The 25,955-nt window shown below is 60.9% G+C and carries 26 protein-coding genes; 8 read left to right on the top strand and 18 right to left on the bottom strand.

All coding sequences use genetic code 11. From position 1 onward, the window contains the following. Positions 1–14: 14 nt before the first annotated feature. From G7047_RS16390 to G7047_RS16375, 4 genes are all read left to right on the top strand, one after another. Complete coding sequence (locus G7047_RS16390) at positions 15–1,490, top strand: NADH-quinone oxidoreductase subunit M (RefSeq protein ID WP_166307650.1); 1,476 nt, start codon at positions 15–17, stop codon at positions 1,488–1,490. Positions 1,491–1,514: 24 nt separating this feature from the next. Then, positions 1,515–3,008, top strand: a complete 1,494-nt coding sequence (gene nuoN, locus G7047_RS16385; protein WP_166307647.1) for an NADH-quinone oxidoreductase subunit NuoN — start codon at positions 1,515–1,517, stop codon at positions 3,006–3,008. Positions 3,009–3,043: 35 nt separating this feature from the next. After that, complete coding sequence (locus G7047_RS16380) at positions 3,044–3,358, top strand: DUF2818 family protein (protein ID WP_166307644.1); 315 nt, start codon at positions 3,044–3,046, stop codon at positions 3,356–3,358. 108 nt (positions 3,359–3,466) lie between these two features. Then, entirely contained in the window at positions 3,467–3,970 is a 504-nt protein-coding gene (locus tag G7047_RS16375) for a DUF1178 family protein (protein ID WP_166307641.1), read from the top strand. 23 nt (positions 3,971–3,993) lie between these two features. Here G7047_RS16375 and G7047_RS16370 read toward each other — a convergent pair whose 3' ends face one another. The 9 genes from G7047_RS16370 to G7047_RS16330 form a co-directional block, all read right to left on the bottom strand. Beyond that, the gene (locus G7047_RS16370; RefSeq protein ID WP_166307638.1) at positions 3,994–5,352 is read right to left on the bottom strand and encodes a glycosyltransferase family 2 protein; all 1,359 of its coding nucleotides are present in this window, start codon (positions 5,350–5,352) and stop codon (positions 3,994–3,996) included. 20 nt (positions 5,353–5,372) lie between these two features. Then, positions 5,373–5,942, bottom strand: coding sequence for a cupin domain-containing protein (locus tag G7047_RS16365; protein WP_166307635.1), 570 nt, complete (start codon positions 5,940–5,942; stop codon positions 5,373–5,375). Between the two features lie 39 nt (positions 5,943–5,981). Next, positions 5,982–7,103, bottom strand: a complete 1,122-nt coding sequence (locus G7047_RS16360; RefSeq protein ID WP_166307632.1) for a DegT/DnrJ/EryC1/StrS aminotransferase family protein — start codon at positions 7,101–7,103, stop codon at positions 5,982–5,984. Continuing rightward, positions 7,100–7,948 (bottom strand): Gfo/Idh/MocA family protein, encoded by an 849-nt coding sequence (locus G7047_RS16355; RefSeq protein ID WP_166307629.1) that lies wholly within the window; start codon positions 7,946–7,948, stop codon positions 7,100–7,102. Before G7047_RS16355 ends, G7047_RS16360 begins: the two co-directional genes overlap by 4 nt. Positions 7,949–7,961: 13 nt before the next feature. Then, positions 7,962–8,732, bottom strand: a complete 771-nt coding sequence (locus G7047_RS16350) for a hypothetical protein (RefSeq protein WP_166307626.1) — start codon at positions 8,730–8,732, stop codon at positions 7,962–7,964. Positions 8,733–8,778: 46 nt separating this feature from the next. Then, complete coding sequence (locus G7047_RS16345; RefSeq protein ID WP_166307623.1) at positions 8,779–10,035, bottom strand: glycosyltransferase; 1,257 nt, start codon at positions 10,033–10,035, stop codon at positions 8,779–8,781. A 183-nt stretch (positions 10,036–10,218) separates the two neighbouring features. After that, a complete protein-coding gene (locus G7047_RS16340; RefSeq protein WP_166307620.1) occupies positions 10,219–10,971 on the bottom strand; it encodes an ABC transporter ATP-binding protein in 753 nt (250 codons plus the stop codon). Between the two features lie 14 nt (positions 10,972–10,985). Then, a complete protein-coding gene (locus G7047_RS16335) occupies positions 10,986–11,828 on the bottom strand; it encodes an ABC transporter permease (protein WP_166307617.1) in 843 nt (280 codons plus the stop codon). A gap of 144 nt (positions 11,829–11,972) precedes the next feature. Further along, the gene (locus G7047_RS16330; protein WP_166307614.1) at positions 11,973–12,764 is read right to left on the bottom strand and encodes a transporter substrate-binding domain-containing protein; all 792 of its coding nucleotides are present in this window, start codon (positions 12,762–12,764) and stop codon (positions 11,973–11,975) included. A gap of 109 nt (positions 12,765–12,873) precedes the next feature. Between G7047_RS16330 and G7047_RS16325 the strand changes: the two genes are divergently transcribed. Continuing rightward, on the top strand, positions 12,874–13,515 hold the full coding sequence (locus G7047_RS16325; RefSeq protein WP_166307611.1) for a LysE family translocator: 642 nt from the start codon (positions 12,874–12,876) through the stop codon (positions 13,513–13,515). Positions 13,516–13,783: 268 nt separating this feature from the next. Here G7047_RS16325 and gdhA read toward each other — a convergent pair whose 3' ends face one another. Further along, a complete protein-coding gene (gdhA, locus tag G7047_RS16320; protein WP_166307608.1) occupies positions 13,784–15,127 on the bottom strand; it encodes an NADP-specific glutamate dehydrogenase in 1,344 nt (447 codons plus the stop codon). A gap of 411 nt (positions 15,128–15,538) precedes the next feature. On the opposite strand from gdhA, the gene G7047_RS16315 reads away from it, so the two are divergent. Beyond that, on the top strand, positions 15,539–15,787 hold the full coding sequence (locus G7047_RS16315; RefSeq protein ID WP_166307605.1) for a hypothetical protein: 249 nt from the start codon (positions 15,539–15,541) through the stop codon (positions 15,785–15,787). 10 nt (positions 15,788–15,797) lie between these two features. Here G7047_RS16315 and mutL read toward each other — a convergent pair whose 3' ends face one another. Genes mutL through G7047_RS16295 form a run of 4 tightly spaced genes read right to left on the bottom strand, consistent with a single transcriptional unit; the run spans position 15,798 to position 20,536 of the window. Next, positions 15,798–17,819 (bottom strand): DNA mismatch repair endonuclease MutL, encoded by a 2,022-nt coding sequence (gene mutL, locus G7047_RS16310; protein WP_166307602.1) that lies wholly within the window; start codon positions 17,817–17,819, stop codon positions 15,798–15,800. 52 nt (positions 17,820–17,871) lie between these two features. Next, positions 17,872–18,804 (bottom strand): hypothetical protein, encoded by a 933-nt coding sequence (locus tag G7047_RS16305; protein WP_166307599.1) that lies wholly within the window; start codon positions 18,802–18,804, stop codon positions 17,872–17,874. Then, positions 18,801–19,670 carry a hypothetical protein gene (locus tag G7047_RS16300; protein WP_166307596.1) on the bottom strand — a complete coding sequence of 290 codons (870 nt, stop codon included), beginning with the start codon at positions 19,668–19,670 and terminating at the stop codon, positions 18,801–18,803. Before G7047_RS16300 ends, G7047_RS16305 begins: the two co-directional genes overlap by 4 nt. Further along, complete coding sequence (locus tag G7047_RS16295; RefSeq protein ID WP_166307593.1) at positions 19,667–20,536, bottom strand: ATP-binding cassette domain-containing protein; 870 nt, start codon at positions 20,534–20,536, stop codon at positions 19,667–19,669. Before G7047_RS16295 ends, G7047_RS16300 begins: the two co-directional genes overlap by 4 nt. Before the next feature lie 133 nt (positions 20,537–20,669). Here G7047_RS16295 and G7047_RS16290 point away from each other — a divergent pair, with 133 nt between their 5' ends. Continuing rightward, positions 20,670–21,335, top strand: a complete 666-nt coding sequence (locus G7047_RS16290; RefSeq protein ID WP_166307590.1) for a DedA family protein — start codon at positions 20,670–20,672, stop codon at positions 21,333–21,335. A 90-nt stretch (positions 21,336–21,425) separates the two neighbouring features. On the opposite strand, the gene G7047_RS16285 is transcribed toward G7047_RS16290, so the two are convergent. The 3 genes from G7047_RS16285 to tsaE form a co-directional block, all read right to left on the bottom strand. Then, positions 21,426–21,671, bottom strand: a complete 246-nt coding sequence (locus G7047_RS16285; protein ID WP_166307587.1) for a glycine zipper 2TM domain-containing protein — start codon at positions 21,669–21,671, stop codon at positions 21,426–21,428. Between the two features lie 167 nt (positions 21,672–21,838). Next, positions 21,839–23,359 carry an N-acetylmuramoyl-L-alanine amidase gene (locus G7047_RS16280; RefSeq protein ID WP_240939154.1) on the bottom strand — a complete coding sequence of 507 codons (1,521 nt, stop codon included), beginning with the start codon at positions 23,357–23,359 and terminating at the stop codon, positions 21,839–21,841. 61 nt (positions 23,360–23,420) lie between these two features. After that, the gene (tsaE, locus tag G7047_RS16275; RefSeq protein WP_166307581.1) at positions 23,421–23,966 is read right to left on the bottom strand and encodes a tRNA (adenosine(37)-N6)-threonylcarbamoyltransferase complex ATPase subunit type 1 TsaE; all 546 of its coding nucleotides are present in this window, start codon (positions 23,964–23,966) and stop codon (positions 23,421–23,423) included. Between tsaE and queG the strand changes: the two genes are divergently transcribed. After that, positions 23,949–25,040 (top strand): tRNA epoxyqueuosine(34) reductase QueG, encoded by a 1,092-nt coding sequence (queG, locus tag G7047_RS16270; RefSeq protein WP_240939153.1) that lies wholly within the window; start codon positions 23,949–23,951, stop codon positions 25,038–25,040. The two genes, tsaE and queG, sit on opposite strands and share 18 nt — an antisense overlap. Here queG and G7047_RS16265 read toward each other — a convergent pair. Further along, positions 25,006–25,923: an AEC family transporter gene (locus G7047_RS16265; protein ID WP_166307557.1), complete on the bottom strand. Its 918-nt coding sequence runs from the start codon at positions 25,921–25,923 to the stop codon at positions 25,006–25,008. The genes queG and G7047_RS16265 overlap by 35 nt on opposite strands. Positions 25,924–25,955 lie beyond the last annotated feature (32 nt).

Below are 25,955 nucleotides of genomic sequence, written 5' to 3'. Positions count from 1 at the left end.
GGAGAAATATAAAAATGGGTTTGTTGAGTCTTGCAATCTGGGCACCGATCGCCTTTGGCGTTCTGCTGCTCTTCTTCGGGCGTGATTCCCAAGCACCTATGGTGCGCTGGATCGCGCTGATCGGTGCACTGGTCGGGCTGGCGGTCACGCTGCCCATGTTCTCCGGTTTCGACAACACGACTGCGGCTGCGCAGTTCGTTGAAAAGGCCATGTGGATCGAGCGCTTCAATGTGCATTACCACTTGGGCGTGGATGGCCTGAGCTTCTGGTTCGTTCCGCTGACAGCCTTCATCACCGTGATCGTGGTGATCGCCTCGTGGGAGAACATCACCGAGCGCGTGAACCAGTACTTCGCTTCGTTCCTGATCCTCTCGGGCATCATGATCGGCGTGTTCTCGGCACTGGACGGCATTCTGTTCTATGTGTTCTTCGAAGCCACACTGATTCCGATGTACCTGATCATCGGCATCTGGGGCGGTCCGAACCGTATCTACGCCGCGTTCAAGTTCTTCCTGTACACGTTGTTCGGTTCGCTGTTGATGCTGATCGCGTTGATCTACCTTTACAACGCTTCGGGCGGCAGCTTCGACATCGCCACATGGCACCAACTGCCTCTGTCGGGCAAGGCCCAGACGCTGCTGTTCTTTGCCTTCTTCGCCGCTTTCGCGGTGAAGGTGCCGATGTTCCCGGTGCACACCTGGCTGCCAGACGTGCACGTGGAAGCACCTACCGGCGGCTCCGCTGTGCTGGCTGCGATCATGCTGAAGCTCGGTGCCTATGGTTTCCTGCGCTTCTCGCTGCCGATCGCTCCCGATGCCGCGCGCGAATGGGCCTGGCTCATGATCACGCTGTCGCTGATTGCCGTGATCTACGTCGGCGTGGTGGCGCTGGTCCAGCGCGACATGAAGAAACTGGTGGCTTACTCGTCCGTTGCCCACATGGGTTTCGTGACGTTGGGCTTCTTCATCTTCAACAACCTCGGCATCTCCGGCGGCATCGTGCAGATGATTGCCCACGGCTTCGTGTCCGGCGCGATGTTCCTGTGCATCGGGGTGCTGTATGACCGCGTCCACTCGCGTGAGATCTCGGCCTACGGCGGCGTGGTCAACACCATGCCCAAGTTCGCCGCGTTCGCACTGCTGTTCGCCATGGCCAACTGCGGTCTGCCCGCAACCGCTGGTTTCGTCGGTGAGTGGATGGTGATTCTGGGTGCCGTGCAATACAACTTCTGGATCGGCCTTGGCTCCGCCACGGCACTGATCTTCGGCGCTGCCTACACCCTGTGGATGTACAAGCGCGTGTACCTGGGTCCGGTGGGCAACGACCACGTCGCCAAGCTCAAGGACATCAGTTGCCGCGAGTTCCTGGTGTTGGGCATTTTGGCGATTGCCGTGCTGTACATGGGTCTGTATCCGAAGCCATTCACCGATGTGATGGACGTTTCGGTTGCCGAGCTGATCAAGCACGTCGCGCAGTCGAAATTGAACTGACCAGACTGGATTGAGAGATAAGAAATGATTGACAACATCAGCTGGCTGGCAATTTATCCGGAGATCGTCCTCCTGGTCATGGCCTGCGTGATTGCGCTGGTCGACCTGGGCGTCAAAAGCAAAGGCCGTACTCCAACCTACATCCTCACGCTGCTCACGCTGCTCGTCGTGGCCGTGCTCGAAGCCATGTATGCCCGCAACGGCACCACGTTCTACGGCTGGGGCAACATGGTGGTCTCCGACGCCATGGGCAGCTGGCTCAAGTGCTTCGCCGCCGTGGCGATGATGGTCACGATGGTCTATGGCCGTCCCTACGCCGCCGACCGCGATATGCTGCGCGGCGGTGAAATGTTCACGCTCTCGCTGCTCGCGCTGCTGGGCATGTTCGTGATGATCGGCGCCAACAACTTCCTGGTCATCTACCTCGGCCTCGAACTGCTGACTCTGGCCAGCTACGCGCTGGTGGCACTGCGCCGCGACCATTCGCAATCGGTCGAAGCCGCCATGAAGTATTTCGTGCTCGGCGCGATGGCTTCGGGTTTCCTGCTCTACGGTCTGTCGATGATCTATGGCGCCACCGGTTCGCTCGACATCGGTCAGGTGTTCCAGGCGATCAACGGTGGTCAGATCCGTCATCAGGTCCTCGTGTTCGGTACGGTGTTCGTGGTGGCCGGTCTGGGCTTCAAGCTCGGTGTCGTGCCTTTCCACATGTGGGTGCCTGACGTCTACCAAGGCGCGCCTACGTCGATCACGCTGATGATCGGTAGCGCCCCCAAGCTCGCCGCCTTCGGCATGACCATGCGTCTTCTGGTCGATGGCCTGCTGCCGCTCGCTTTCGACTGGCAACAGATGCTGATGGTGATGGCGGTCTGCTCGCTGCTCATTGGTAACCTCGCCGGTCTGATGCAGACCAACATCAAGCGCATGCTGGCCTATTCGACCATCTCGCAGATGGGCTTCGTGCTCCTCGGCCTGATGTCCGGCGTCATCCACGGCAACGTGGACGCCAACGCTGTCGAGAACGCCTACAGCGCCGCCATGTTCTACGTGGTGACCTATGTGCTGACCACGCTGGCCGCCTTCGGCGTGATCTTGCTGCTGGCACGTGACGGTTTCGAAAGCGAAGAAATCTCCGACTTCGCAGGCCTGAACCAACGCAGCCCGCTGTACGCCGGCGTGATGGCGATCTGCCTGTTCTCCATGGCCGGTATTCCTCCGCTGGTGGGCTTCTACGCCAAGCTGTCGGTGCTGCAGGCGCTGATTTCGTCGGGTGCCACCTCGCACATCGCTCTGGCTGTGTTCGCCGTGATCATGTCGCTGATCGGTGCGTTCTACTACCTGCGCGTCGTGAAGGTCATGTACTTCGACAAGCCGCTCACCGCCACGAGCGTGTCCGCTCCGATGGACGTGCGCACCGTGCTCACGCTCAACGCCGCAGCGCTGCTGGTGCTGGGCCTGTTGCCCGGCGGCCTGATGAGCCTGTGCGCCGATGCCATCGTGCGCGCACTGGCCACCTGATCGACTGAAGCAAACCAAGAAAAGGAAGAGGCCGCATGTCACAGACAGCTGCAATCTGGCTCGTGATTCTGGCGGCGTTCGCCGCCGCCAACTGGCCCTTCCTTTCTCAGCGCCTCATGCTCGTGGGGCCGCTTCCCAAGTCCAAGGGCGCAAACAAGCCCTTCGCCATTCGCCTGCTCGAACTGGTGGTGCTCTATCTCATCGTCGGCGCCGTGGCCATGCTGCTCGAGCGCCGCGCGGGCCAGAATTCCCCACAAGGCTGGGAGTTCTACGCGATCACCGGCACACTGTTCCTTACGCTCGCATTCCCGGGCTTCGTGTACCGCTATTTGATGCGTCGCCGCGGCTGACGCATTTGGCGCTACCATGCGCCTCTTGATGTGCTTTGCCAGCGCGACGATGCATCATCAACCCGTGCCCCACTTTGTTGACTGCTGTTGATTGATTGATCCTCCGATATGAAGGTGCTTGATCTGCTTTGCGATGCCGACCACCGCTTTGAAGGCTGGTTCGCCTCTGAAGAAGACTTTCAGTCCCAGATGGAGCGCGCCCTCGTGCAATGCCCCATGTGCGGCAGCTCCCATATCCGCAAGGGCTTGAGCGCTCCACGTCTGAACCTGCGTTCGTCTTCGGCAGAACCAAAGTCAGCACAGCAGGGCAAGCCCAGCGAGGAGCCTCAAGCACCGCAGCACGACGTGAGCAACCGCCCCGCGCCGCTGCCCGCCGAACTGCAATCCCAGTTGCAGGATGCGTGGCTGCGTGCCGCCCGTCACGTCATCGCCAACACCGAAAACGTGGGCGAACGCTTTGCTCAGGAAGCCCGCCGCATTCACTACGGCGACGCCCCCGAACGTGGCATCCGCGGTCAGGCCTCGGCCGAGGAAACAGCGGAACTGCTGGAGGAGGGTATCGACGTCATGCCGTTCGTGCTGCCGGAGTCGGCCAAGAAAACGTTGCAGTAAGCGTTTCGCTTGAACTTTTCACGTTATTCCAGGCGCATCCGAACCAGCCGACAGCCGGGCGTGGGTGAGTGGATTTCAAAGTTCAGTATTCGAGTCGTTGCATTGGCATCGGCCGGAAGTTCCCAGACCCATTCGGCCGCTCCTGACAGTTCGTTGGATTCGACAGCACTCGCAAGCGCAATGCCTGTGCCGTTCACTCCTGCATAGAGAATCGCTCCCGGCGGTAGTTGCCACAGGGTGACGAGGCGCGTTGCCCGCACATTCTGTCCTTGAAGGCGAAAGTGCACTCCGACCGTTGTCGCATGCATGAGGCAGCCGATATCGTCAGCGAGACACCAGCCATCGCCCAGATGTCGTTCAGCCTGGCCGCCTTCGCAGCAGTCGATGCGCGTTCCCGCTTCATAGAGACAGTTGCGATTGATCCAGCGACGGCGCAGAACCTGCGAATAGTTTGATGTCTTTGCCGCATGGTCGGCAAGACCACGTATCGACCTCAGATGGTGTATGTAGTCGCCAGATCGTCGGTCATGTTTGAACCAGAATTCCAAGGCGCGAGGAAACAAGCCCAGATGGGCTTGCAGCTTCTTGAAGTGAAACTTGAAGAACTCCTTGCGCGGATTGGATTCGGGGCAATAACTTGGACTGGCATGGGCAAGAATACGTGAGCGCAGATAGGGATTGCTGTGGATCTGCTCACCGAAATACGCCTGCTCCCGACTGTCCCCATTCAGGTAGGAATTGGCGCGACTGCCCGAAGAGAAGATCAGGCAGGTGAGTTCGGTTGCTGTGGCTATTTTCAGCTTGCGTTTCCATGCCCTGAACAGCCAGGTTTGCGACGACTCGGCAACGCATTCAGCAGCGCGTGGAAGCACTCCGATGCGTTCAAAGCAGTGCCTTTTCACCAACCATGCGGACATCGGCGAAAAAGTCTTGACGGGGCAGTACGCTCCGTTGTCGCCCATTCCGGCCAAACCGCTGGGGCAGCGCCTCATATCCCCATCGGGAGCAAAACCCACGTGTGCGCTCGCACCCACAGCAATGTCCGCTCCGGCGGCGTCGATCCAGTCGATCAGCACTTCCAGGTGGTCTGGAAACCAGAGGTCGTCCTGATTGAGAAATGCAACCAGCGGTGCGCATGATCGGGCAAGCCCCACATTGTTAGGGCCGGATTGTTCGCCCCAATTGCGGGTCATCTGGATGACGCGGATGCGATGGTCTGCGTCTGCCAATGCCTGAGCCGTCTCGGCCGTTCCCAGCGGGCAGGCGTCGGACACCACCAGCAGCTCCCAGTCCGTGACGGTTTGATTCTGAATGGACTCTATTGCCCATCTCAACAGATGTGGCCGCCCATAGGCCGCCATGATGATGGAGACGCGGGGCATGGGCGATCCGGCCGATGTGCTCACGCGCGATGCTTGAACTGGTACGGGATTTCGGCGGAGTTAGAGGGCAGGCGCCAGTGATCGGGGTCTTCGTATGAATACGCAATGTCGACGGCGTTGATGACGATGGCCGGCGAATCGGATACGGCTTGTACGCCATGCCAGACACCCGGCGGAACGATGAGCAGGGAGGGGCGCTCAATCGCAAGGCGATGAATGGACAGGAGGCCCAGAGTCGGTGAATGCTTGCGCGCGTCATACAGAATCACCTTGACGCGGCCGTATCCGCAGAACAGGCGATCCGTGGCCTGGCGATGGGCATGCCAAGCCGAAATGCTGCCGGGTGACATGATCTTCTGAAAAATCTGCTCCACAGGCAGATCATCCAATCGCCAGTCCTTGCGATAGATTTCGGTGAGCGTGCCGTCGTCCGTCAGTACATTGGTGATCAGCTTGAGTTCCACGCCCTGAATGTTTCCAACGCTTGCCAGACTCCAGTCGGCGCAAGTCGTTTGTACGTCCTTGGTGCCCGAAAACTGCCATTCACCAACCTCCGGTGCGGTCGATGGGCGTGGCGTTTGATTGTTCATATGTGCTCCCTCAGTTTGTCGTTTGAGTGGTGTGGCATGTTATTGGCAAAGAGTATTGGAAGCCGCGTGTACAGCTTCCACCACTTGCTCGATTTCCGACGCTGTCATTCCAGGAAAGAGCGGCAACGCCAGTGCCTGCCGAGAATGACTTTCGACGTTCGGCAGCACAATCGGAGCATAGCGCTGCAGATAGCTCGGCTGTTGGTGGATGGGTGGGTCGTAGTAGATGCGTGTGTCGATGCCGCGTCGTGCCAGAGCCTCTTTCAGCGCTTCACGGCGATGGCTTCGCAGGACAAAATAGTTCCACGCGTGGCCCTCACGTTGATGCGGCAAGGTGACGTCGGAAACGCCAGCCAGATGTTGCAGATACTGCGCTGCGATGGAGCGGCGCTCTTGCAGCCAGGATTCCAGTCTTGCGATTCCTTCCGCCAGCACCATCGCCTGCAATTCATCCATGCGGCTGTTGAATCCCACCTCACTGTGGAAGGCTCCGGCACGGCCATGGTTACGCAGTGCGCGTGCCCTTTCCAGGAGGTCAGCACGCGAGCTGATCACAGCACCAGCGTCACCCGCCGCGCCCAACGTTTTAGTGGGGTAGAAGCTCGCGGTACTGATGTCACCCATCGTGCCCGCTTGCTGGCAGCGCCCGTTGGTGTCACGAGTGTGAGCACCCAGTGCTTGTGCAATGTCTTCGATGAGCGCGAGATCGTGCTTTTGGCAACGTTGCGCGATGGCGGGCGTAGCGCTTGAATCTCCGAACAATGGCACAGCGAGCACGGCACGTGTGCGCGGTGTGATGAGACGCTCGATCTGCTCGGCGCTACAGAGGAAATCGTCAGCAAGAGAATCGACCAGCACGGGTGTTGCCGCAACTCGGACAATCGCTTCGTAGCACGCGATGAAGGTGCCCGCAGGAACAATGACCTCGTCGCCCGCCTTCAGTCCGAGCAGTTGAAGCGCAAGCACCAATGCATCGGTGCCCGAGTTGACAGCGACTGCCTGCGTGTCATGGGAGAAGTGCTCAGCAAGCGCACGTTCGAACTGCTGTACCTGCGGTCCCAGAATGTAGTGGCCGCTTTGCAGAAGCTCGGTCACGCGTTGCCCCATCTGCTCTGCCAGCTCCCGTGTCTGCCATGGGCTGCGAAAGAAGGGTACGCTCATGACCAAGACTCGATGGCAATGGCCCGACGTGCCGCCATCGCACCTTCCGAGGCACTCGCAATGGGGCGTTCAGAGTGTGCTCCAGACAGCAACTCGTGGAATGCCGTGTATTGGAGACTCAACGCATCGATACCTGTTGCCGTGTCGGACGATCTCAAGCAGAGTTCATTGCGCGACTCGAAGTCCTGCCACAACAGGTGAACATTGGATTTGTGTGCTCCATGGCTCGCGCTCAAGTTGAGCTGTGAACCACAGAAGAGCACTTGAGCATTCACGGTGCCGCATTGTCTCTGCACGCCGATGATCTCGAACGTTTCTTCTTCCTTGCGTCCAAACAGAAGAGAGGCAGTGTCGAGGTCATGCACCATCAGGTCGAGCACGACGGAGCCCGCCCCCACGCTCAGGCTTGAGCAGCGTGTGAATGCGATGCTGTGAGGTGTGCCGCTCCACAGCGGCGCGCTGAGGAGTCGATTGAAGCGCTCGATATGTCCGGTGCAGAGTTTGCGACGCGTGGCGCACTCCGCATCCAGCAGCGCATCGATGTCTCTCTCGGTGCTTGCCAGAGGCTTTTCCACGAGCACGTCAATGCCCATGCGCATCAGCGTGACGGCGATCTCGGCGTGGGTCTCGTAGGGTGTGACCACTGCTGCCGCCTCCACGCCACGTGGCAAGTCCTGCAGACGTGCGACGGTCATGAATCCTGCAATCTGCGCAGCGTGTCTTGCATGTGGTTGGGGGTCGACGACGCACACCACGTCGAACGCGGGATGTGTGCGAGCCCTCATCGCGTGCACGCGGCCGAAGCGGCCGTAGCCGATGATGGCGATGCGAGTCTTGTGCTGCATGTCGCGTGTCACTTCAGTTCTTGTTCAACATGTCCTGCGCCAACTGCCGAAGGTGCTTGGTGCGAATCACGTTTCGGTAGATGCCTGCCTTGAATCGCTCCTCGCCAATGCGTTCGAATTCGGGCATGTTTGGTGGCAATTCGTTGGACTCGTAAGGTGTACGTGCGGCGGGGTACAGGCACTCCCGTGCGAACGATGCCTCCCCGAAAGTCTCGAGCATGGTCTGCAGTTCTCGCTCCAGCGTCTTGCTGGTGCTGCTGGCGTAGAGGTGCATGATGGAGAGTTTGTGCGCCAGTTCAGCACCGGTCAGCGTGACCTCTTCTTCCACCTCATGTTGTCTGGCGGGATCGCAGGAGTGGCCGATAAGCGGGAACTCCAGACTGCGGATGGATCTGCCTGATTGGCGCAAGGCCCGCACGAGGCAGTTCGCCATCACCCTGCAAAGATCGTGACTGGGGTTGTAGCCCTCGGCCTGATCTGCGACTACGGTATCGAAGTGACCCTGCATGCCGATGTCGATCAATGAGCGAAGCCATGCCTGAAAAGGCGACGGTGCCGTGCCCAGCAAGGCGTTGTAGATGCCGGAGTCCGGCACGGATGCGAGCCAGTCTTCGCGAATCTGCACGCCGATGGGGTCCAGCAGCTGGCGCGAATGCTCAAGGCGTGGTTGTCCGATGGAGCCGTCTCCATTGGTCAGCACGACCACGTGTGGCCGGGTTTGGTAAACCCATTGAAAAATGCGCAGCTCGTGTCCCGGATGCGCGATCAGCAGAAGTGGTTTCATCGTGGGGTTGCGGTGAGGCTTGAGTCGCTGCACAAAAGCATGATGTTCATTGCATACCCAGTCTTGTGGCGAGCCAGCGCAGTGGTGCGGTCAAGCGCCAACTTCTGCTTGCAAGAAGTGCCTGAAGGTGGCGCTCGCGTTCGTAAAGCTGGTTGATTGCGTTTGCCAGTTCACGCGAACTGGCTTCACATATCTCATTGGGGCGCGTTTCATGATTTTGCGACAGCTCGGCCATCTGTTCCTGCAACTGCCGGATGACGGCGTCGCGTGCTGCAACTCTCTCTTGCATCACACCCGTCTGCGCCGCCAGATATTCGACACCGAGAGGATGCAGGTTGTCCGCGCAATGACGAGCGAACTCGCGAATTTCGACTTCGGGAGAAGGGGGGGTGCGGGATGTTTCTTCCTGCAAGGTGTGCAGAGCTATCCGTTCGAGCTGCGCTGCAGTGGCGTCGAGGGACAGGTGAGTGCGAACGTGTTCGCTGACCCTTTGCGCATCTGCGGCGTTGTAGTCGTTAATGGCGGCGCTGACGTGAGCTTCTGACACCGGCGTTCGAAGAAGCCTGCGACCGAAATTCCAAGCTTGCCATGCCTTGATCTGACTGGTTTTCACCATGCCCGCCATTCCCATGTTCTCATTGAACAGAATGACGGCGCAGCCAACCGCCATGGCCTCCATGGCACATCGGGCCTTGGCAAACACGAAGTCATATTGGGTGAGCAGGTCTTCGGGGGTGCGAGCCTGCTGGCCGATTCCTGCACCGATCACGTCGAGCGAAATGCCGTTAGACAGACAGGCTGCGCGAATCGTTCTGGTGTCCTGATGCTCAGTCGAGTAGTTGCTGAAAATAGCCGCGCGAAGTGGCTTCTCCGGCAGTGGCGCGCGCAGCTTGAAACGCGCCAGATCCACGCCATTGGATACCAGCTCAATGGACGCTCGCGCAATGCCGTGTTCCAGATAGAGCCGCTCGGCACAGTTTTCGTCCACCGCGACGTACTGCCGAATCCGGCTGAAGAGCGGCGGGCGTCCATGGGGCGCGGTCCGGTCGTGACAGATGGAAATGGCAGGGACGGCAAGAAAGCGAGCGAGACATGCCACGGTTTCATCGCGCGTGTTGCCGATGATGATGTCCGGCGCTTCTGCGATCAGCGACAAATCGGGCACACAGGCAATGCAGACCGCGCGCAATTCGTCAACCATGTCACCCATGATGGGTGAGTAGACGATGATGCTGTGACCACGTTGGTGCAGGGCCAGCGCGATATCCCGCACGAACAGTTCGGCACCAGTCCGGTACTGCATGCAACACATCGCTATGAGTATTTTCATGTGCGGTCAATGGCCGTGCGCAGATGGCCACAAGGCGTGGCGGGAAAGCTTTCGGCTCCAGCGCCGGAACCTGCAGCTATGTGACATTTGATTGCAAGCGTAGCACTCAACGGTGCGTAATGGCGCACCGATTTTCGAGTTTTGCAAAACTGCCATTCAGCCGTTCGTGTGATAGTACTCAAGGCATTCGTCCACAGTGCCGCGATGAGCAATCCCGCCATGGCTGAGCACCAATGCATGCGAGCAGAACGACTTGAGCAACTGCTCGTTGTGGCTTGCGACCACGAGAATGCTCACGCGCGACATGAGGTCGTGCAAACGCTTTTGCGCACGCTCCTGAAACTTGGCATCCCCGGCGCCAACGACCTCGTCCATCAGCAGAATGTCCGGGGTGACGGTGGTCGCCACAGCAAAGGCCAACTTGAGCAGCATACCGGTGGAGTAGGTGCGAACGGGCATGTGCAGCCGGTCAGTCAGCTCCGTGAAGGCGCCGATTTCATCAATCAGATGACATGCCTCGCGTTTTGACAAGCCCATCACGATGCCGCGCGTGATGATGAAGTCCATGCCTGACGCTTCGGCATCTACGCCCAGCATGATGTCGGTGAGCGCAGACACGCTGCCATGCTGGCGAATATGTCCCTGCACGGGTTCGTAGACACCCGAGAGCACGCGCAGAAGGGTGGATTTGCCCGCGCCGTTGTGTCCGATCAGGCCGATGCGATCACCGGATTTGAGCTCGAGATTGATGTCATGCAGCGCGTGAACGGTTCGGATGGGAGTTGCCGCAGATGATTTGCCGCGTGGCATGCCAGTGAAGCGCACCAGTGTATTGATGAGTCCGATGCTTTGGGCGTCGAAAACGGGAAAGCTGATATCGACGTTGCTGAGCTGAATGAAGGGCTTCATGGCGGATGCTTCGCTTACAGCCAGTAGTTGATGCGTCGACGTGCCGCAAGATAGATCGCCGTGCAAAGCAACAGCAGGACACCGAGCGCAATGCCTGCCGTGAGCCACGCAGTGCTCGACGGCATCTTTCCAAGCAGCGGTGCGCGAATGAGTTCCAGCCACGCTGCCAGCGGATTAATCACGGTGATGAGATGCGCGCGCGAAGCGCTCAGCTGGCTCGACTGCCACATCACGGGAGTGATGAAGAACGCGATTTGCAAGATGCTCGCTACCACCATCGGCACGTCGCGAAATCGCGTGGCGATGGCGGCCAGAATGGCGAGCACCAAGGTGGCGCAGAGAGTGCTTAAGACCAATCCTGCGAGCCAGACATGCCATAGCGCACCGCCGAGCAGATCGCCATACCACAGCACCACGAGAATGAGGGGAATCTGGTGCGCAAGCAGCAGCAGGTTGCGCCACACTACGCGAAAGACGAACGTGAACTTGGGATAGGAGGCTTGTTTCAGGAATGGTGCGGCATCGATGTAGGTTCTGCATCCATCGTTGAACATGGACGTGAGAAACCCAAAGAAGATGTTCCCGAGACAGAAATAGGGGATGTAGGACTTCGTGTCCTGCTTGAACAGCTGTGCGCCGATCCAGCCGAATGCCGCTGTGAAGATCGCCATATTGATGGCGATCCAGGTCGGTCCCAGAAACGAACGTCGATATTGGCGCAGCAGATCCTGCCACCCTAGGTGCATCCACAGCGGCCATTGGCGCAGCGAAAGCGCGATGTCTTGCAGCAGCAGCTGCCATTGCGAGAGTTCACCCAGCGGGGGGCGTTCACGTTCGATCTGGGGACTCGGGTTCATGCGGTGATCTGCAAAATGCTGCCGATCACATGAAAGAGAATCTTTGGTGCATGACGGCGCGACTGCGCGCGATTTTACGAGCCAGCTGTGCCATCGGTGTATGCAAGTTCTCTTTCGTAAGTGTCGGGTCGATTGTTTTTTGCTTCACTTCAGCCACTTGCCAGCGGCTGCTTTCAAGCCACCTCGGTTGTCGATCTGCTCCCAAGTAAAGCGCAACACGCGTGCGTAGTCCGCATCGTCGCTTGGGAAAAGAAAGCCCAGCATGTTCACTGGCGTGAGCGGCTTTTCGAGAAACGCGGCATGAAGACGTGGTTCGGCATGTGCGTAGTGCAGTGCCTCGTAGGTTTCGGTGATCATCACATCGCCCTTGCCTTCGGCGATCAGCGCGGGAATCTCGGCGTTCTTGTCGTGCGTGCTGACCTGTGCGGATGTGAGGTTCTGCAGCACATAGGTCTCGTTCGTGCCACCCGGATTCTTGATCACGCGCACGCTGGTCTGGTTCAGGCTCTCGGGCGTCTGGAATTTGTCCTTGTCGGCCTTGCGCACCAGCGCCACCTTGCCGAAAGGCGCGTAGCCCGGGAGCATGTTCGCTTGGCCTATGCGTGCCACGTTGCGGGTGATGCCGCCCACGGCCACGTCGTACTTGTTCGCCTTGAGGTCGGGCATCAGATTGGGCCAGGTGGTCGGCACCCATTCGATCTTCACGCCCATTTCCTTGGCCATGGCCTCGATCACGTCGATGTCGTGGCCGCTGTAGCCCGCATCGGTCTTGATGGCGAACGGGCGGTAGTCGCCGGGCGTGCCCACGCGCAACGTCTTGGTCTGCATGATCTGGTCGAGGCGCTGGCCAGCTTGGGCGGGCAACGACGCGAAAATGCAGGTCGCGGCGACGGCGGTCAGGGCCGCATTGAAAAATCGGCGGTGGATGGTACGCATATTGAACTTGTCTCCTGAGGGAATGGGCCAGCCCGGTGCCAGCGAAAAACCATGCCGAGTATTACACTGAGCAGCTCGATTTTCATCTCCACGCAAAGGCTGGGCCATCATGGATGCTCTCCTGTTCATACCGGTCTCCATCGCCATCTCCCTCACCCCGGGCCCCAACAACTTCTGCGGCCTCAACAACGGCATCCGGGCAGGCGTTGTCCCGGCCTTGATGGCCACCACCGGTCGTGTGGCTGCCTTTGCGATTTTCCTGTTGGTCTCCGCGATTGGTTTGGGCGCTATGCTGCTCGCCTCAGAAACAGCCTTCCTGACCGTGAAGTGGATCGGCGCCGTCTATCTGTTCTGGATCGGCTGGAAGGCCTGGCGCAGCCGCGAATTCGGTGGCGCGGCGATGATTGAGAACGGCGACGGCACCACCGCAGTCGCCGCGCCACAACACTATTCGGTCAAGGCCCTCGCGATGCAGGAGTTCCTGCTTGGCATCACCAACCCCAAGGCCATCATCCTCTTTGCCGCGATCTTCCCGCAGTTCATCGACCCCTCCAAACCAGCGGCCATGCAGTTTCTGGTACTCGGCTCGATCTACCTGATGGCCGAATACGTGTCGACCCTGGTCTACGCCTCCTGCGGCCGCCAGATCAGACGCTGGATCCGCACGCCCAAGGGCGTCGTTCGCCTCAACAAAGCCACCGGCGGCTTCTTCATGGGCGCAGGCGGCCTGCTGCTCGCCGCGCAGCGCTAGCACGAGCGAAGCGAAGTGCCGAACACACCTCTTCAAAACTGATTTCCGGTGGCTGTTCGAACGGAGCGACGAAGTCGCACAGTGAGTTCTGCCGGAGGTATTTCAAGCGCATTTTTGGTAACTTTTTGGGCAAGACCAAAAAGTTACTCCGCCGCCGGGCGGAACTCCCGGCCTCCGCTCTCAACTACCGAGCAGCGCAAAAACAGAATCCCAAAACGAAGAAACCGCCCAGAAGGCGGTTCCCAAACAAAGCGCAGATTAGAAAAGATCAGATCACGCCCTGTGCCAGCATCGCATCTGCCACCTTCACGAAGCCAGCGATGTTCGCACCATCGATATAGCTCACTGTGCCATCCGCCCGCTTGCCATGCTTCAAGCAAGCAGCGTGGATATTCTGCATGATCTGCAGCAGACGTGCGTCCACTTCTTCACGCGGCCAGGACAGGCGCATCGCGTTCTGGCTCATTTCCAGACCGGAAGTGGCCACGCCACCGGCGTTCGACGCCTTGCCCGGTGCGTACAGCACGCCAGCGGCTTCAAATGCCTTGGCGGCTTCGATGGTCGAAGGCATGTTCGCGCCTTCAGCCACGCAGATGACGCCGTTTTCGATCAGCAGCTTGGCATCCTTTTCGTCCAGCTCGTTCTGGGTGGCGCATGGCAGGGCCACATCCACCTTCACGTGCCATGGGCGCACACCGGCTTCGAACTTGGCACCGACCTTGGCGGCGTAGTCGTTCACGCGGCCGTAGTGGTGGTTCTTGACGTCCATGAGGATGGCCAGCTTTTCGGCGTTGAAGCCGTCTTCGTCGATCACGGTACCGGAGGAGTCGGACACGGTCACAACCTTCGCGCCCAGTTCCATGGCCTTCTCGACGGCGTACTGTGCCACGTTGCCCGAGCCGGACACGGAAACGCGCAGGCCGTTGAAGCTCTTGCCTTTGGTCTTGAGCATTTCGTCAGCGAAATACACAGTGCCGTAGCCGGTGGCTTCGGGGCGGATCAGCGAACCGCCGAAGGTCAGGCCCTTGCCGGTGAAGACCGAAGCGGCGTTGTTCGCCAGCTTCTTGTACATGCCTGCCATGAAGCCGACTTCGCGGCCGCCCACGCCGATGTCGCCTGCTGGCACGTCGGTGTCGGGACCGACGTGACGGAACAGCTCCATCACGAAGGACTGACAGAAGCGCATGACTTCAGCGGGGCTCTTGCCCTTGGGGTCGAAATCGGAGCCACCCTTGCCGCCGCCCATGGGCAGCGTGGTCAGTGCGTTCTTGAAGGTCTGCTCGAACGCCAGGAACTTCAACACCGACAGGTTCACCGAAGGGTGGAAGCGCAGACCGCCCTTGTAGGGGCCGATCGACATGCTGTGCTGAATGCGAAAGCCGCGGTTGACTTGTACGTGGCCTTGATCGTCGGTCCAGGACACGCGGAACATCACCACGCGCTCTGGCTCGACCAGACGTTCCAGAAGACCGTGTTCCGCATAGCGCGGGTTCTTTTCGATGAAGGGCCACAGGCTCTCCATCACTTCCGTGACGGCTTGCAGAAATTCCGGTTGACCGGGATTGCGATGGGCGACTTGTTCGAGGAATTGCCCGAGCGATGCGTGCTTCATAAAGCGGAACCTTCTATCTTGGTGACAACGTGTTTCTGGAATGAAGCCGAGATTATGTCAAAAAGACATGGTGTCATGCACCAAATTGGTATGTTTGCATCCGCGGCACTCGGGTTATGCACCGTGATGGTCAAGGAAGTGCTTGTTTTTGCACGATTTTGGTGAATTGATTGCTTTGTTTTGGTGCTTTCGTATGCCCTCACAGTTGGCGTGATTTATGCAGGGTAAACCCTTGTATTTTTGGAGTGTGAACCTTGTGGAGGGCATCAGATCCAAGATCGGACTCTGGGCAAGCAAGGCGACACACGTTTGTCATCGCTTGAGCGGACAGTGTGGTCTCCCGTGATCCGGAAGGTAGCGCGGGAGTCCGGGACAAGAAAGAAGATGGAAAGGGGCCATCAGATGAAGACCATGACCAGAGCTTGCGCATTGAGCGCAACGGCTGCGGCAGCCACTGTGTTGCTGGTAGGCAGTGCAGCGGCGGCAGACGATGACGTGTTGACGCGAAAGCGGCCGACAATCACCGCCATCGAGCATGTGGTGGCGAGCCTGCATCAGCCCGCCCAATTGGGGGCAGACTTCACCCACCAGCGCGCCACGCAATGGGCCTGGCGCTCCGATTCGCCAGAGCAGATACCGGAAGACGACGGAGTCGACTGACGTCCGACGTTCAGCGTCCGCGCAGGAACAGACCGTCCAGTTCCTTCATCGTGAGTTGGCGCCAGGTCGGACGGCCGTGGTTGCATTGGTCCGAGCGGTCGGTCACTTCCATCTGCCGCAAAAGCGCGTTCATCTCGTCGAGCGTGAGCTTGCGGTTGGCGCGCACAGCGCCGTGGCAGGCCATGGTCGCCAGAATTTCATTGCGTGCGCGTTGCACGACGGTACTTGCATCATGCTGCGACAACTCGGCGAGCACGCTGCGCGCGAGCTCCACCGGATCGCCTTGTGCGAGAGCGGTGGGCACGGCGCGCACGGCCAGTGTGCGTGGCGAGAACGGCGAGATTTCCATGCCGAGCAAGGCCAGCGTTTCCGCATTCGACTCGGCCGCCGCGACCTCGTGCGGCGTGGCGGCGAAGGTCGCCGGAATCAGCAATGGCTGGCTGGCGATGCGCGCGGATTCGTCGATCACCTGGCTCTTGAGGCGCTCGTAGACGATGCGTTCGTGCGCTGCATGCATGTCCACAATGATCATGCCTTGTGCGTTCTCGGCGAGGATGTAGACGCCATGGATCTGCGCCACTGCGCGGCCCAGCGGCCACGGTGTGGCCTCGGATTCGGTGGTGGGTGTGTTGGGCGCTGCTGCTTGCCAGCTGACCGCCGGGGCCTGCGATTCGGATGCGTTGAAAGGCGCTTGGGCAAACCCTCCAAGACTGGACGGATCTGTAGGCACATTGGGCAAGCTGGGCGTTTTGGGCGCACCCCAGAGCGCTTGCAGATCTTCGACCTTGTGGCCCACGCGCTCCTCGAACGGCATGGTGAACTGGGCTTTCCAGTTGGGCGTCGGTGCCCAAGCGGATGGTACTGCGGGTGTCGCGAATGAGGGTGTGGTGCCATCAGCGGCGGGCAAGGCTTGCCCGGCGGCTTCGCCAGCGGCCGCAGCGGCGGCGAGGGCCTGGGCACGCGGCACGGCGAGGGCGTTTTCCACGGCGTGGCGTACGGCCTGGTGCACCTCGCGGCTGTCGCGAAAACGCACCTCGATCTTGGTGGGATGCACGTTCACGTCCACACGCAGAGGGTCGATTTCGATGAACAGCGCGTAGACCGGCTGCTTGTGGCCGTGCAGCACGTCCTCGTAGGCGCTGCGGGCCGCATGGGTGAGCACCTTGTCGCGTACGAAGCGGCCGTTGACGTAGCAGAACTGCTGATCGGCCCGCGATCGCGCCGCGTCGGGCACGCCCGCGCGGCCAGTGACAGTGACATTGCCGTGCTTGAGCTGCACGGCCACGGATTCTTCGATGAAGTCGGCACCGAGCACGTCGCTAAGACGGCGCGCCAGGCCCCGTTGCAGCTTGTCGCTGTCGCCGATGTCGGCCACATCCATGGTGGCGCGCCATTGCTCGACCAGCTTGCCCTCGTGCCAGATCGCAAAGCCCACGTCGGGTCGGGCGAGGGCGTGGCGGCGCACGGCCTCTACGCAGTGCGCTAGTTCGGTTGCATCGGTCTTCAGGAACTTGCGGCGCGCGGGCGTGGAGAAGAACAGCTCCTTGACCTCCACCGTCGTGCCTCGGCTGCGCGCCGCCGGACGCAGTTCGCCACTGCGCGCATCAAGCAGAAAGCCGCTTGGCTGATCCAGCGTGCGCGAGAGCAGTGCGGTCTCGGACACCGAGGCAATGGCGGCCAGCGCCTCGCCGCGAAAGCCCATGGTGTTGACGGCTTCGAGGTCGTGCAGATTGGTGATCTTGCTCGTCGCATGGCGGCGCAGCGCCACCGGTAATTCCTCGGGCGGAATGCCGATGCCGTCGTCCTCCACCGAGATCAGGCGCACGCCACCAGCCAGCAGACGCACAGTGATTTGCGAGGCGCCTGCATCGAGCGCGTTGTCCACCAGCTCGCGCACGGCGGAGGCGGGGCGCTCGACCACTTCACCAGCCGCAATCTGGCTGATCAGCTCATCAGGCAGATCGCGGATCGGGCGACGGTTGGATGTGGGTCCGGAGGCGGGGGCAGAGGAGGGTGTGTTGGCTTCGTTCACCGGGCCATTCTAGTGGTGCGAAAAAGAGCTTGCCCAAGGACTCTTTTGTCGTTCACCGCCCTTTCATTCTGGGCGATGAGCAGGCGCTGAACGGATCGTTCATCTTTGTCTGGGCGATCTCCTTGGTCTCGGCGAAGCTCAGCGTTTCTAGGCGTATCTGCTTGAGATAGCCGATCTTCTCGACATTGAGCACCGAGTCCGGCGAGGTGCGAAGGGTGATTAGCATGTCGGGCTCCATCGTCTGGATGGCGATCTTGCTGAGATCGGTCAGCAGCGTGATCTTCGGGAAGAAGCCGCCCTTGTATTCGAAATCGGCTTCGTAGCGGTTAAGGCTTCTGTTGCCGCTTTCGCAAGCGTCCCGAGGCAGCAGGATGGCCGTCAGATGGTCCAGCTTGCCCGGCACGATGTCGCTCTTGATGTCCGCGACGATCTGAGCATCAACGTTGTCTCCCCAATGGCTGCGCTGGGATGGTTCCGTTCCCACCTTCAACGCGAAAGTGCGCACCGTCAGTGCGGGTGTGGTGGCGGAGGCTGCCATCATCAGTCGCACGCTGGGCCAGACGAGTTCCGAAACGGAGGCGGGCAGGGTCAGGCTCACCGGGCGGTAGATTTGGGGCTCCGCATTTACCTCATCGGTGGGCGGCGGTGTTCCGGCGGTCCCATCGGGCGAGCCTTTGAGGCGCACGAACACCGTGTCGCCTTCGTGCACCAGTTGCAGGTGCTGGGCGTTTCTGCCTTCGGATTCCGTCTGCAGTCGCAGGTCACCGCTCCAACCGGCCAATACCACGGTCTCGCGCGGATACCTCCATGGGTGGCTCGAGGGAACATCGAAGACGATACGTTTTACGCCTTGCAGTTCGGCGGCGGGCAGACTGCGCAGCACGACCGATTCGGTGGCCGGGGTGCCCAGTTGCGCAATCCAAATGGCGGCCCAGCATGAGAGCACGGCCGCGCCAAAGACAATCGATGCAAAGCGCTGCTTCATGTGAGATCCCTTTCGCGCAGGGCCAGATAGGCCGAGCCCCACACAAGCAGCGGCGTGCAGAGCCACAGCAGCAGATTCGCGAGTACGGCGGACACGCTGAAGGGGAATGTGCCGTCGCCATCCAGCCAACTGGTGAGCACGCGCGGATCACCGCCCATGCGGGAGCCGCTACTCAGTACCATCACGCTGAAAAGGAGCACGAAGAACGCCAGTGCCAGACTCTTGAACACTGCGGCACGGTGAAAGCGCACGAGCGCGAAGGCGGCGAAGCCGCAGATGACCGTGTACCACCAATGCAGTAGCAATTGCTCCCAGCGCTCGCTCGAGTGCCTGTCGCCTATCGACAGGAACGGAATGAACACCTGGAGGCCTACTCGCAATTTCTCGGGTAGTGGCGAAAGGGTCGCCGCCGCCTGTTCGTAGCGCGCGGACTCGATGAGCGCGGCAATGCCGTTGAGCGGCACGGTAGCCAGCAGATAGACCAGCGTGTAGGCCAGCGGAAACAGCACCAGCAGCACCAGAGCGGCGTGCAGCCATTTCTCGAATATGGATGCCGGGCGCATTAGTATCAGCAGGCTCGAGCCCTGTCTTTGCATGGGTGCGAAAAACACAAAGCAGAAGGCCACGCCGAAGATGAACAGAAAGCTGTTGAACCAGCCCCTCTGCGCGCCGATGTCCATGGGGTTGGGGGCGCGCATCATGAACAGCATCCATCCGAGCACCAGTACCTGAACGACCAGCGCCACCAGCAGCACGCTGCCGTAGCTTCTCCAGCGCTCGGCCAGATCGACGCGCACGAGTGCGGCAAAGCGGGACCAACGGAAGGCCGGGCCCGTCGCTTGGGGGGCTCTCATCGTTGTTGTCATGGTGCCTGCTCCTTCACGGCGGCCAGCACGCGTTGCGGATTGAGGCTCAGCGCCTTGTAGATCAGTTCGAGCTGCACGGGTGTGACGGGTGTTCCGGCAGGCAGGACATCGCGGCGCGCGACCCAGGCGACCTGCGCTCCGAGCGGTTCGGAATAGAGCAGCGCTTCCTGATCGGGCAGCTCAGCAGCGCAGGCCGCCACACCCATCGCGAGGTGTTCGGCGAGCCGGGGCATGTCGGACGACAGCCGCAGCGCGCCGCTGTCGATGAACCAGATGTGCCGGATGATGCTCTCCAGGTCGTGGGCCTGATGGGTGCTGATCAGCACGATGCGCCCGGCATGTTCTGGCCGCTGCATCAGGCGCTTGAACTGCATTCGGCTTTCGATGTCGAGGCCGTTGGTGGGTTCATCCATCAGCAGGATGGGCGTGCAGGTGGCGAGCGCGAAGGCAATCGTCGCCTTCTTCTTTTGGCCGAGGCTCATCTGTGAGAAGCGCTGCTCGGGCGGCACCTGGAGTTCGGCGAGATAGTCGCGGAACAGCGCAGTGTTGAACTGTGGGTAGAACACGCCGTGGTTGCGCACTAGCGCCTCGGGTTTCAAATCGGGCAGGTGGAATTCCTCGGGCAGCAGATAGACCTGCGCGAGAAACTCGGCGAAGCGCTGGCGTGGCGTGAAACCCAGCACACGGATCTCGCCGTCCTCAGGCGTGAGCAGGCCCGCGAGCAGCTTGAGCAGCGTCGATTTTCCGGTGCCGTTGCGCCCGAACAGGCCGTATACGCCGGGGATGTCGATGGCTGCATGGAAATGCTCGAACAGCGGGCCTTTGTAGCCGAAGCGCAGATCGCGAACCTGCAGGTCTGCCGTCATTGTTTTTTCCTCTGTATATTTTTTTATGTGATTGTTTAATTCTATGATTGATTCCTCGGCAATCTCCATTTCTGAGAGCGGCTGCAGCCGATGCGCTACAGTCCATGCCTTCTTTCTGCACCGGGGATCGGGTTTGGAAATCGTCAGCTTTTTGATCGACTTCATCTTGCACATCGACAAGCATCTTGAAGCGTTTGTGGTGGCTTACGGGCCGTGGGTCTATGCCTTGCTGTTCATCATCGTGTTCGTGGAAACGGGCGTGGTGGTCATGCCCTTCCTGCCCGGAGATTCGCTGCTGTTCATCGTGGGCGCGATGTGCGGTGCGGGACTGATGCATTTCGGGGTGGCCGTGCCGGTTTTGCTGGTGGCGGCGATTCTCGGTGACCAGTGCAATTACTCGATCGGGCGCTATCTCGGGCCCAAGGTGTTCCAGTGGGAGGATTCGCGCTGGTTCAACAAGAAGGCTTTCGATCAGGCCCATTCGTTCTACGAGCGCTATGGGGGCGTGACCATCATCCTCGCGCGCTTCATGCCGTTCATCCGCACGTTTGCGCCCTTCGTGGCGGGCGTGGCGCACATGACACGGGCCAAGTTCACCATGTTCAATGTCGTCGGCGCGCTGATCTGGGTGCTGGGCATCGTCTCGGCCGGTTATTTCTTCGGCAACATGGAATGGGTGAAGGCCAATCTGGAAAAGATCATCTGGGGTTTGATTCTGGTGCCGGGGCTGATCGCGATCTTCGGGGCCTGGAAGGCTGGTCGCGCGGAGAAGCAGCGCGAGGCGGCATCGCAGGTCTGATCACGAAGATCTTCATGCAAAAGCCCCTGCCGCTTTGCAGCGTCAGGGGCTTTTGCATGGGAGCGAAGGCCTGACTGGGCCAGTGCTCTATCAGCGACGATAGCCGCGGCGGTCGTAGTCGTGACTTCCGCCGATTTGGTTGCCGATCAAGGCACCTGCTGCGGCGCCGCCAATGGTGCCCACGGGGCCACCAAAGACCGCATTGCCGACCAGACCACCTGCCACGGCACCTACGCCGGTGCCGACTTGGCGGTTGGTTGGATGCGATGCACAGCCCACAAGGCTGAGGGTGGTTGCGCAGACAATGCTGGCAGTGATGATGCGAATGTTTTTCATGTGTGTACCCCTTTCGTTGGTAGCAGGGGGCTCGCCGCAGACATTGGCTTTGCCCCACGAAGCGGGGTCGGATCGACCCAGCCCATATCACTACAACGTTCCTGATCTGCGTTAAGACGACAAACGTGGAGAAGAGATACCAAATATGACCCGCACCCCGAGTTTCTTTACACGGAGCGACTGCGCGCCAGCGGCGGGTTCTTGGCGAAATACCGAGTGATGCCGCGCAGCAGCGCATCTGCCAGCTGGTTCTGGTACACCGAGGAGCGCAGCTTGGCCTCTTCATCCGGGTTGCTGATGAAGGCGGTCTCCACAAGCACGCTGGGAATGTCGGGGGCTTTCAGCACCGCAAACCCGGCTTGCTCCACACGTGGCTTGTGCAGCTTGGCGAAGCCGCCGATCTCGCCGAGCAGCACGTTGCCGAGCTTGAGGCTGTCGTTGATCTGCGCGGTGGTGCTCATGTCGAGCAGGGCGCGCTGCACATGCTGGTCCTGCGAAGTGACGTTCATGCCGCCGATCAGGTCAGACTCGTTTTCCTTGTTCGCCAGCCAACGCGCCGCCGAACTCGATGCCCCACGTTCGCTCAGCGCGAATACGCTCGCCCCCTTGGCTGCGGGCGTGGTGAAGGCATCAGCATGGATGCTCACGAACAGGTCGGCCTGCACGCGGCGCGCTTTTTCCACACGGGTGCCGAGCGGTACGAAGAAGTCCGCATCGCGCGTGAGAAACGCACGCATCGGATTGCCGCCGACGGTGGTCGAGTTGATGCGATCGCGCAGCAGGTGCGCGATGCGCAGCACCACGTCCTTTTCGCGCGTGCCGTTGGGGCCGACGGCACCGGGGTCTTCGCCGCCATGGCCGGGGTCCAGTGCCACGATGATCAGCCGGTCGGTCGCCCGTGCAACCGCCGGAGCCGAGGGGGCTCGGGCGGGTGCGGGTGCCGGGGCGGGTGGGCGTGGTGCGGGCGGCGCAGGCACGGGAGCTGGTGGAGGAGGAGCCACAGCGATCACGACAGGTGCTGGCACTGGCGCGACAGCCTCGGGCGGCAGCGGAGCGGGGGGCGGTGCAATGGCAACCGTAGGGCGGTCCTGCAGCGGCTTTTCGCCGCGTTGTGCGATCAGGTCGCCGAGAGGATCCAGCGGCGCGTTCGCGGGCTTGTCGATGGGCGCGGGCGCCTGGGCGACGGTGGCCTTGGGGTCGTTCAGGCGCTCGGCGATCAGCGCTTCGAGCGGATCACGTTCCTGCGCGGGATAGAGGTCGAACACCAGCCGGTGCTTGTAGGCCGCCACGGGCGAGAGCGTGAACACCTGCGGACGCGCGGCGTGTTTGAGGTCCATGACCATGCGCACCACGCCCGGCGAGTTCTGGCCGACGCGGATGCCCGCGATGTTCGGATCGTCGGCACGCACCTTGGCGACCAGCTCCTTGAGCTGCGGGTTCAGGTCGATGCCCTCGATGTCGACCGCAAGGCGCGGCGGAGTTTCGATGAAGGTGTGCTTGGTGACCAGTTTCGTGTCCGACTCGATGGTCACGCGCGAATAGTCCTGCGCCGGCCAGACGCGCACCGCGACGATGGAAGCGCCACGCGCGATCTGTTGCGTGCTGAGTAGCAGCACCAGAGTACCCGCCTTGAGCAGAGCCCGGCGGGAGGAAAGGGAGGCCTTGTCGGTGGGCGACTCGTCGTTCACGAGAGGTCCTTTATGGGTGGCACTGAGCGGTGGTGTCATGCGAGTGTGAGTCTCGGCGTCTTCATATGTTCAAACCTCTGAGCAGATTTCTGCCCGACAACGTTCGAGCTTCGAGCGTAACGCGCCGCAACTCATCGTCCAATGCTTCAATGTAAATAGCTATATCAGCAGTCGGGGTAAGAGAGCCCGCCTTTTCGGGCCACTCGGCGAGCTTCAGACCAGGGCTCGCGAAGATGTCGCGAAAGCCCGCATCCTCCAGTTCGCGCGGGTCGTTAAAGCGATAGAAGTCGAAATGCCAGATGTCGAGGCCGTTCGCCTGATGCGGTTCGACGACCGCGTAGGTCGGGCTCTTGATACGACCTGTTACTCCGAGTGCGGTCAAAAGGTGACGGACGAAGGTCGTTTTGCCAGCGCCCAAGTCGCCATGCAATGTGATGAAGGCATTGCGCGTCTCGGGCAGGGCGGCCAGTTGGCGAGCAAAAATGGCGGTGTCGTCCTCGCTGGTCCATTGCATTTGAACGCGTGCAGGCGCATCTTGCGGGCTTTTTTCCGCCGATGGGGGGGCACTTGTTTCTACAATTTGCGGGTGATGTGGTGTAGCAGTCAACTCGTTCCTCAAATTCAGCTCTGGGCTCGCGAACTGGGATTTTCCCAAATTGGCGTGGCCGGAGTGGATTTGTCGTCTTCTGAAGCAGGGTTGCTGCGCTGGCTTGCGAGCGGCTTTCATGGCGAGATGCATTACATGCAGGCGCATGGCCTCAAGCGCGCGCGCCCAGCCGAGCTGGTGCCGGGCACGGTGAGCGTGATCACAGCGCGCATGGATTACCTGCCGCAGAGCGTGCCCGAAGGCTGGCAGGCCATCGAGTTCGAGCGCCTGTCGCGCCCGGGCGAGGGCATCGTCTCGATGTACGCGCGGGGGCGGGACTATCACAAGGTGCTGCGCGCGCGCTTGCAAAAGCTCTCCGACCGGATCGCCGAAGCCGTGGGACCACTTGGGCACCGCGTGTTCACCGACTCCGCTCCGGTGCTTGAATGCGAGCTGGCTAGCCGCAGCGGGCAGGGCTGGCGCGGCAAGCACACGCTGGTGCTCAACCGCGAGGCGGGCTCAATGTTCTTTCTGGGCGAAATCTATGTCGATCTGGCGCTAGACCCGACCGAGCCGACCACCTCGCACTGCGGCAGTTGCGCGGCTTGCATGACGGCCTGTCCGACGCAGGCCATCGTTGGTGAGCGCACGGTCGATGCGCGGCGCTGCATCTCCTACCTGACCATCGAGCACGCAGGCTCCATCCCCGAAGAGCTGCGCCCGCTGCTGGCCAACCGTATCTACGGCTGTGACGACTGCCAACTGGCCTGCCCCTGGAACAAGTTTGCGCAGCGCAGCGTGCTGCCGGATTTCGATGTGCGACCGGGGCTGGAGGGCAACTCGCTCGTGCGTCTGTTTGCATGGGACGAGGCGGAGTTTCTGCGCCGCACCGAGGGCAGCCCGATCCGCCGCATCGGCCATGAACGCTGGTTGCGCAACATTGCCGTGGCGATGGGCAATGCGCTCGCCAAACAGGACAGCGCCGAGCTGCGCGCCGCCCTGCAGTCACGCGCCGATCACCCCAGCCAGATCGTGCGCGAGCATGTGACTTGGGCGCTGCTCACTGCAAAAGCCCCAGCGCGAACGGCAGACTGAGCACGCCGAGCATCGTCGACAGCGTCACCAGCCCCGCGACATACGGGCCGTTGTAGCCCATGCGCGCCGCGAGAACAAAGGCCGAGGGCGCGGTGGGCGATGCGGAGAACAGGATCAGCACGATGGTCTGAGCCGCGTCGAGCTGGAAGGCGCGCGCGAGAAAGAACGTGATGAGCGGCTGAATCAGATGGCGGATCGACAGGATGGAGACTGATAGTGCCCTGTTGCGCTGCAGCTCGCCGAACTGCAGGCCTGCGCCTGCGGCCATCAGGCCCAGTGCGAGCGAGGCCGCGCCGATGCGGGTGAAGACCGGCTCGATGAGTTTGGGAATGCTGAGGCCCATGAAGTTGCAGGCGAGACCCGCTACGGTGGCGACGATCAGCGGGTTGCGCACCAACTCGCCAACGAAACCGCGATTCGAGCCGCGCGACATGGGCCAGACGGCGGCGATGTTGAACAGCGGCACGCAGATGCCGATCACCATGGCCATCATCAACAGGCCCTGTGGCCCGAGGATGCGTTCAGACAGCGCCAGCATGATGTAGGAGTTGAAGCGAAAGCCGATCTGCGCGGCGGCGGCATGCTCGCGGCGGTCGATGTGCTTGCCGAGCACCGGCACCCACGGCAGGCAGTACGACAGTACGACGGCCAGCGCGCCGAGTGTGATGGTAGCGCCGATCAGGCTCGAGGCCTCGTGGATGTGGATGGGGCTCTTGAGGATCGACTGGAACAGCAGCGTGGGAAACAGCAGGTAGTACACCAGCACTTCGACCGACTGCCAGACCGAGCGGTTGAGCAAGGTGTGGCGGCAGATCAGATAGCCAAGCAGAATCAGCGAGAAGTCGGGCAGCAGGAGTTGGGCGTAGTTCACCGCGTGCAGCATAACGAGGTGTTTGGAAGGCCTTGGACAGTGGG

The sequence above is a fragment of the Diaphorobacter sp. HDW4A genome (assembly GCF_011305995.1).
In the GTDB taxonomy this organism is placed as follows: domain Bacteria; phylum Pseudomonadota; class Gammaproteobacteria; order Burkholderiales; family Burkholderiaceae_C; genus Diaphorobacter_A.
Note: the sequence above shows the minus strand (reverse complement) of the source record. Positions and strands in the feature narration are given on the sequence as shown.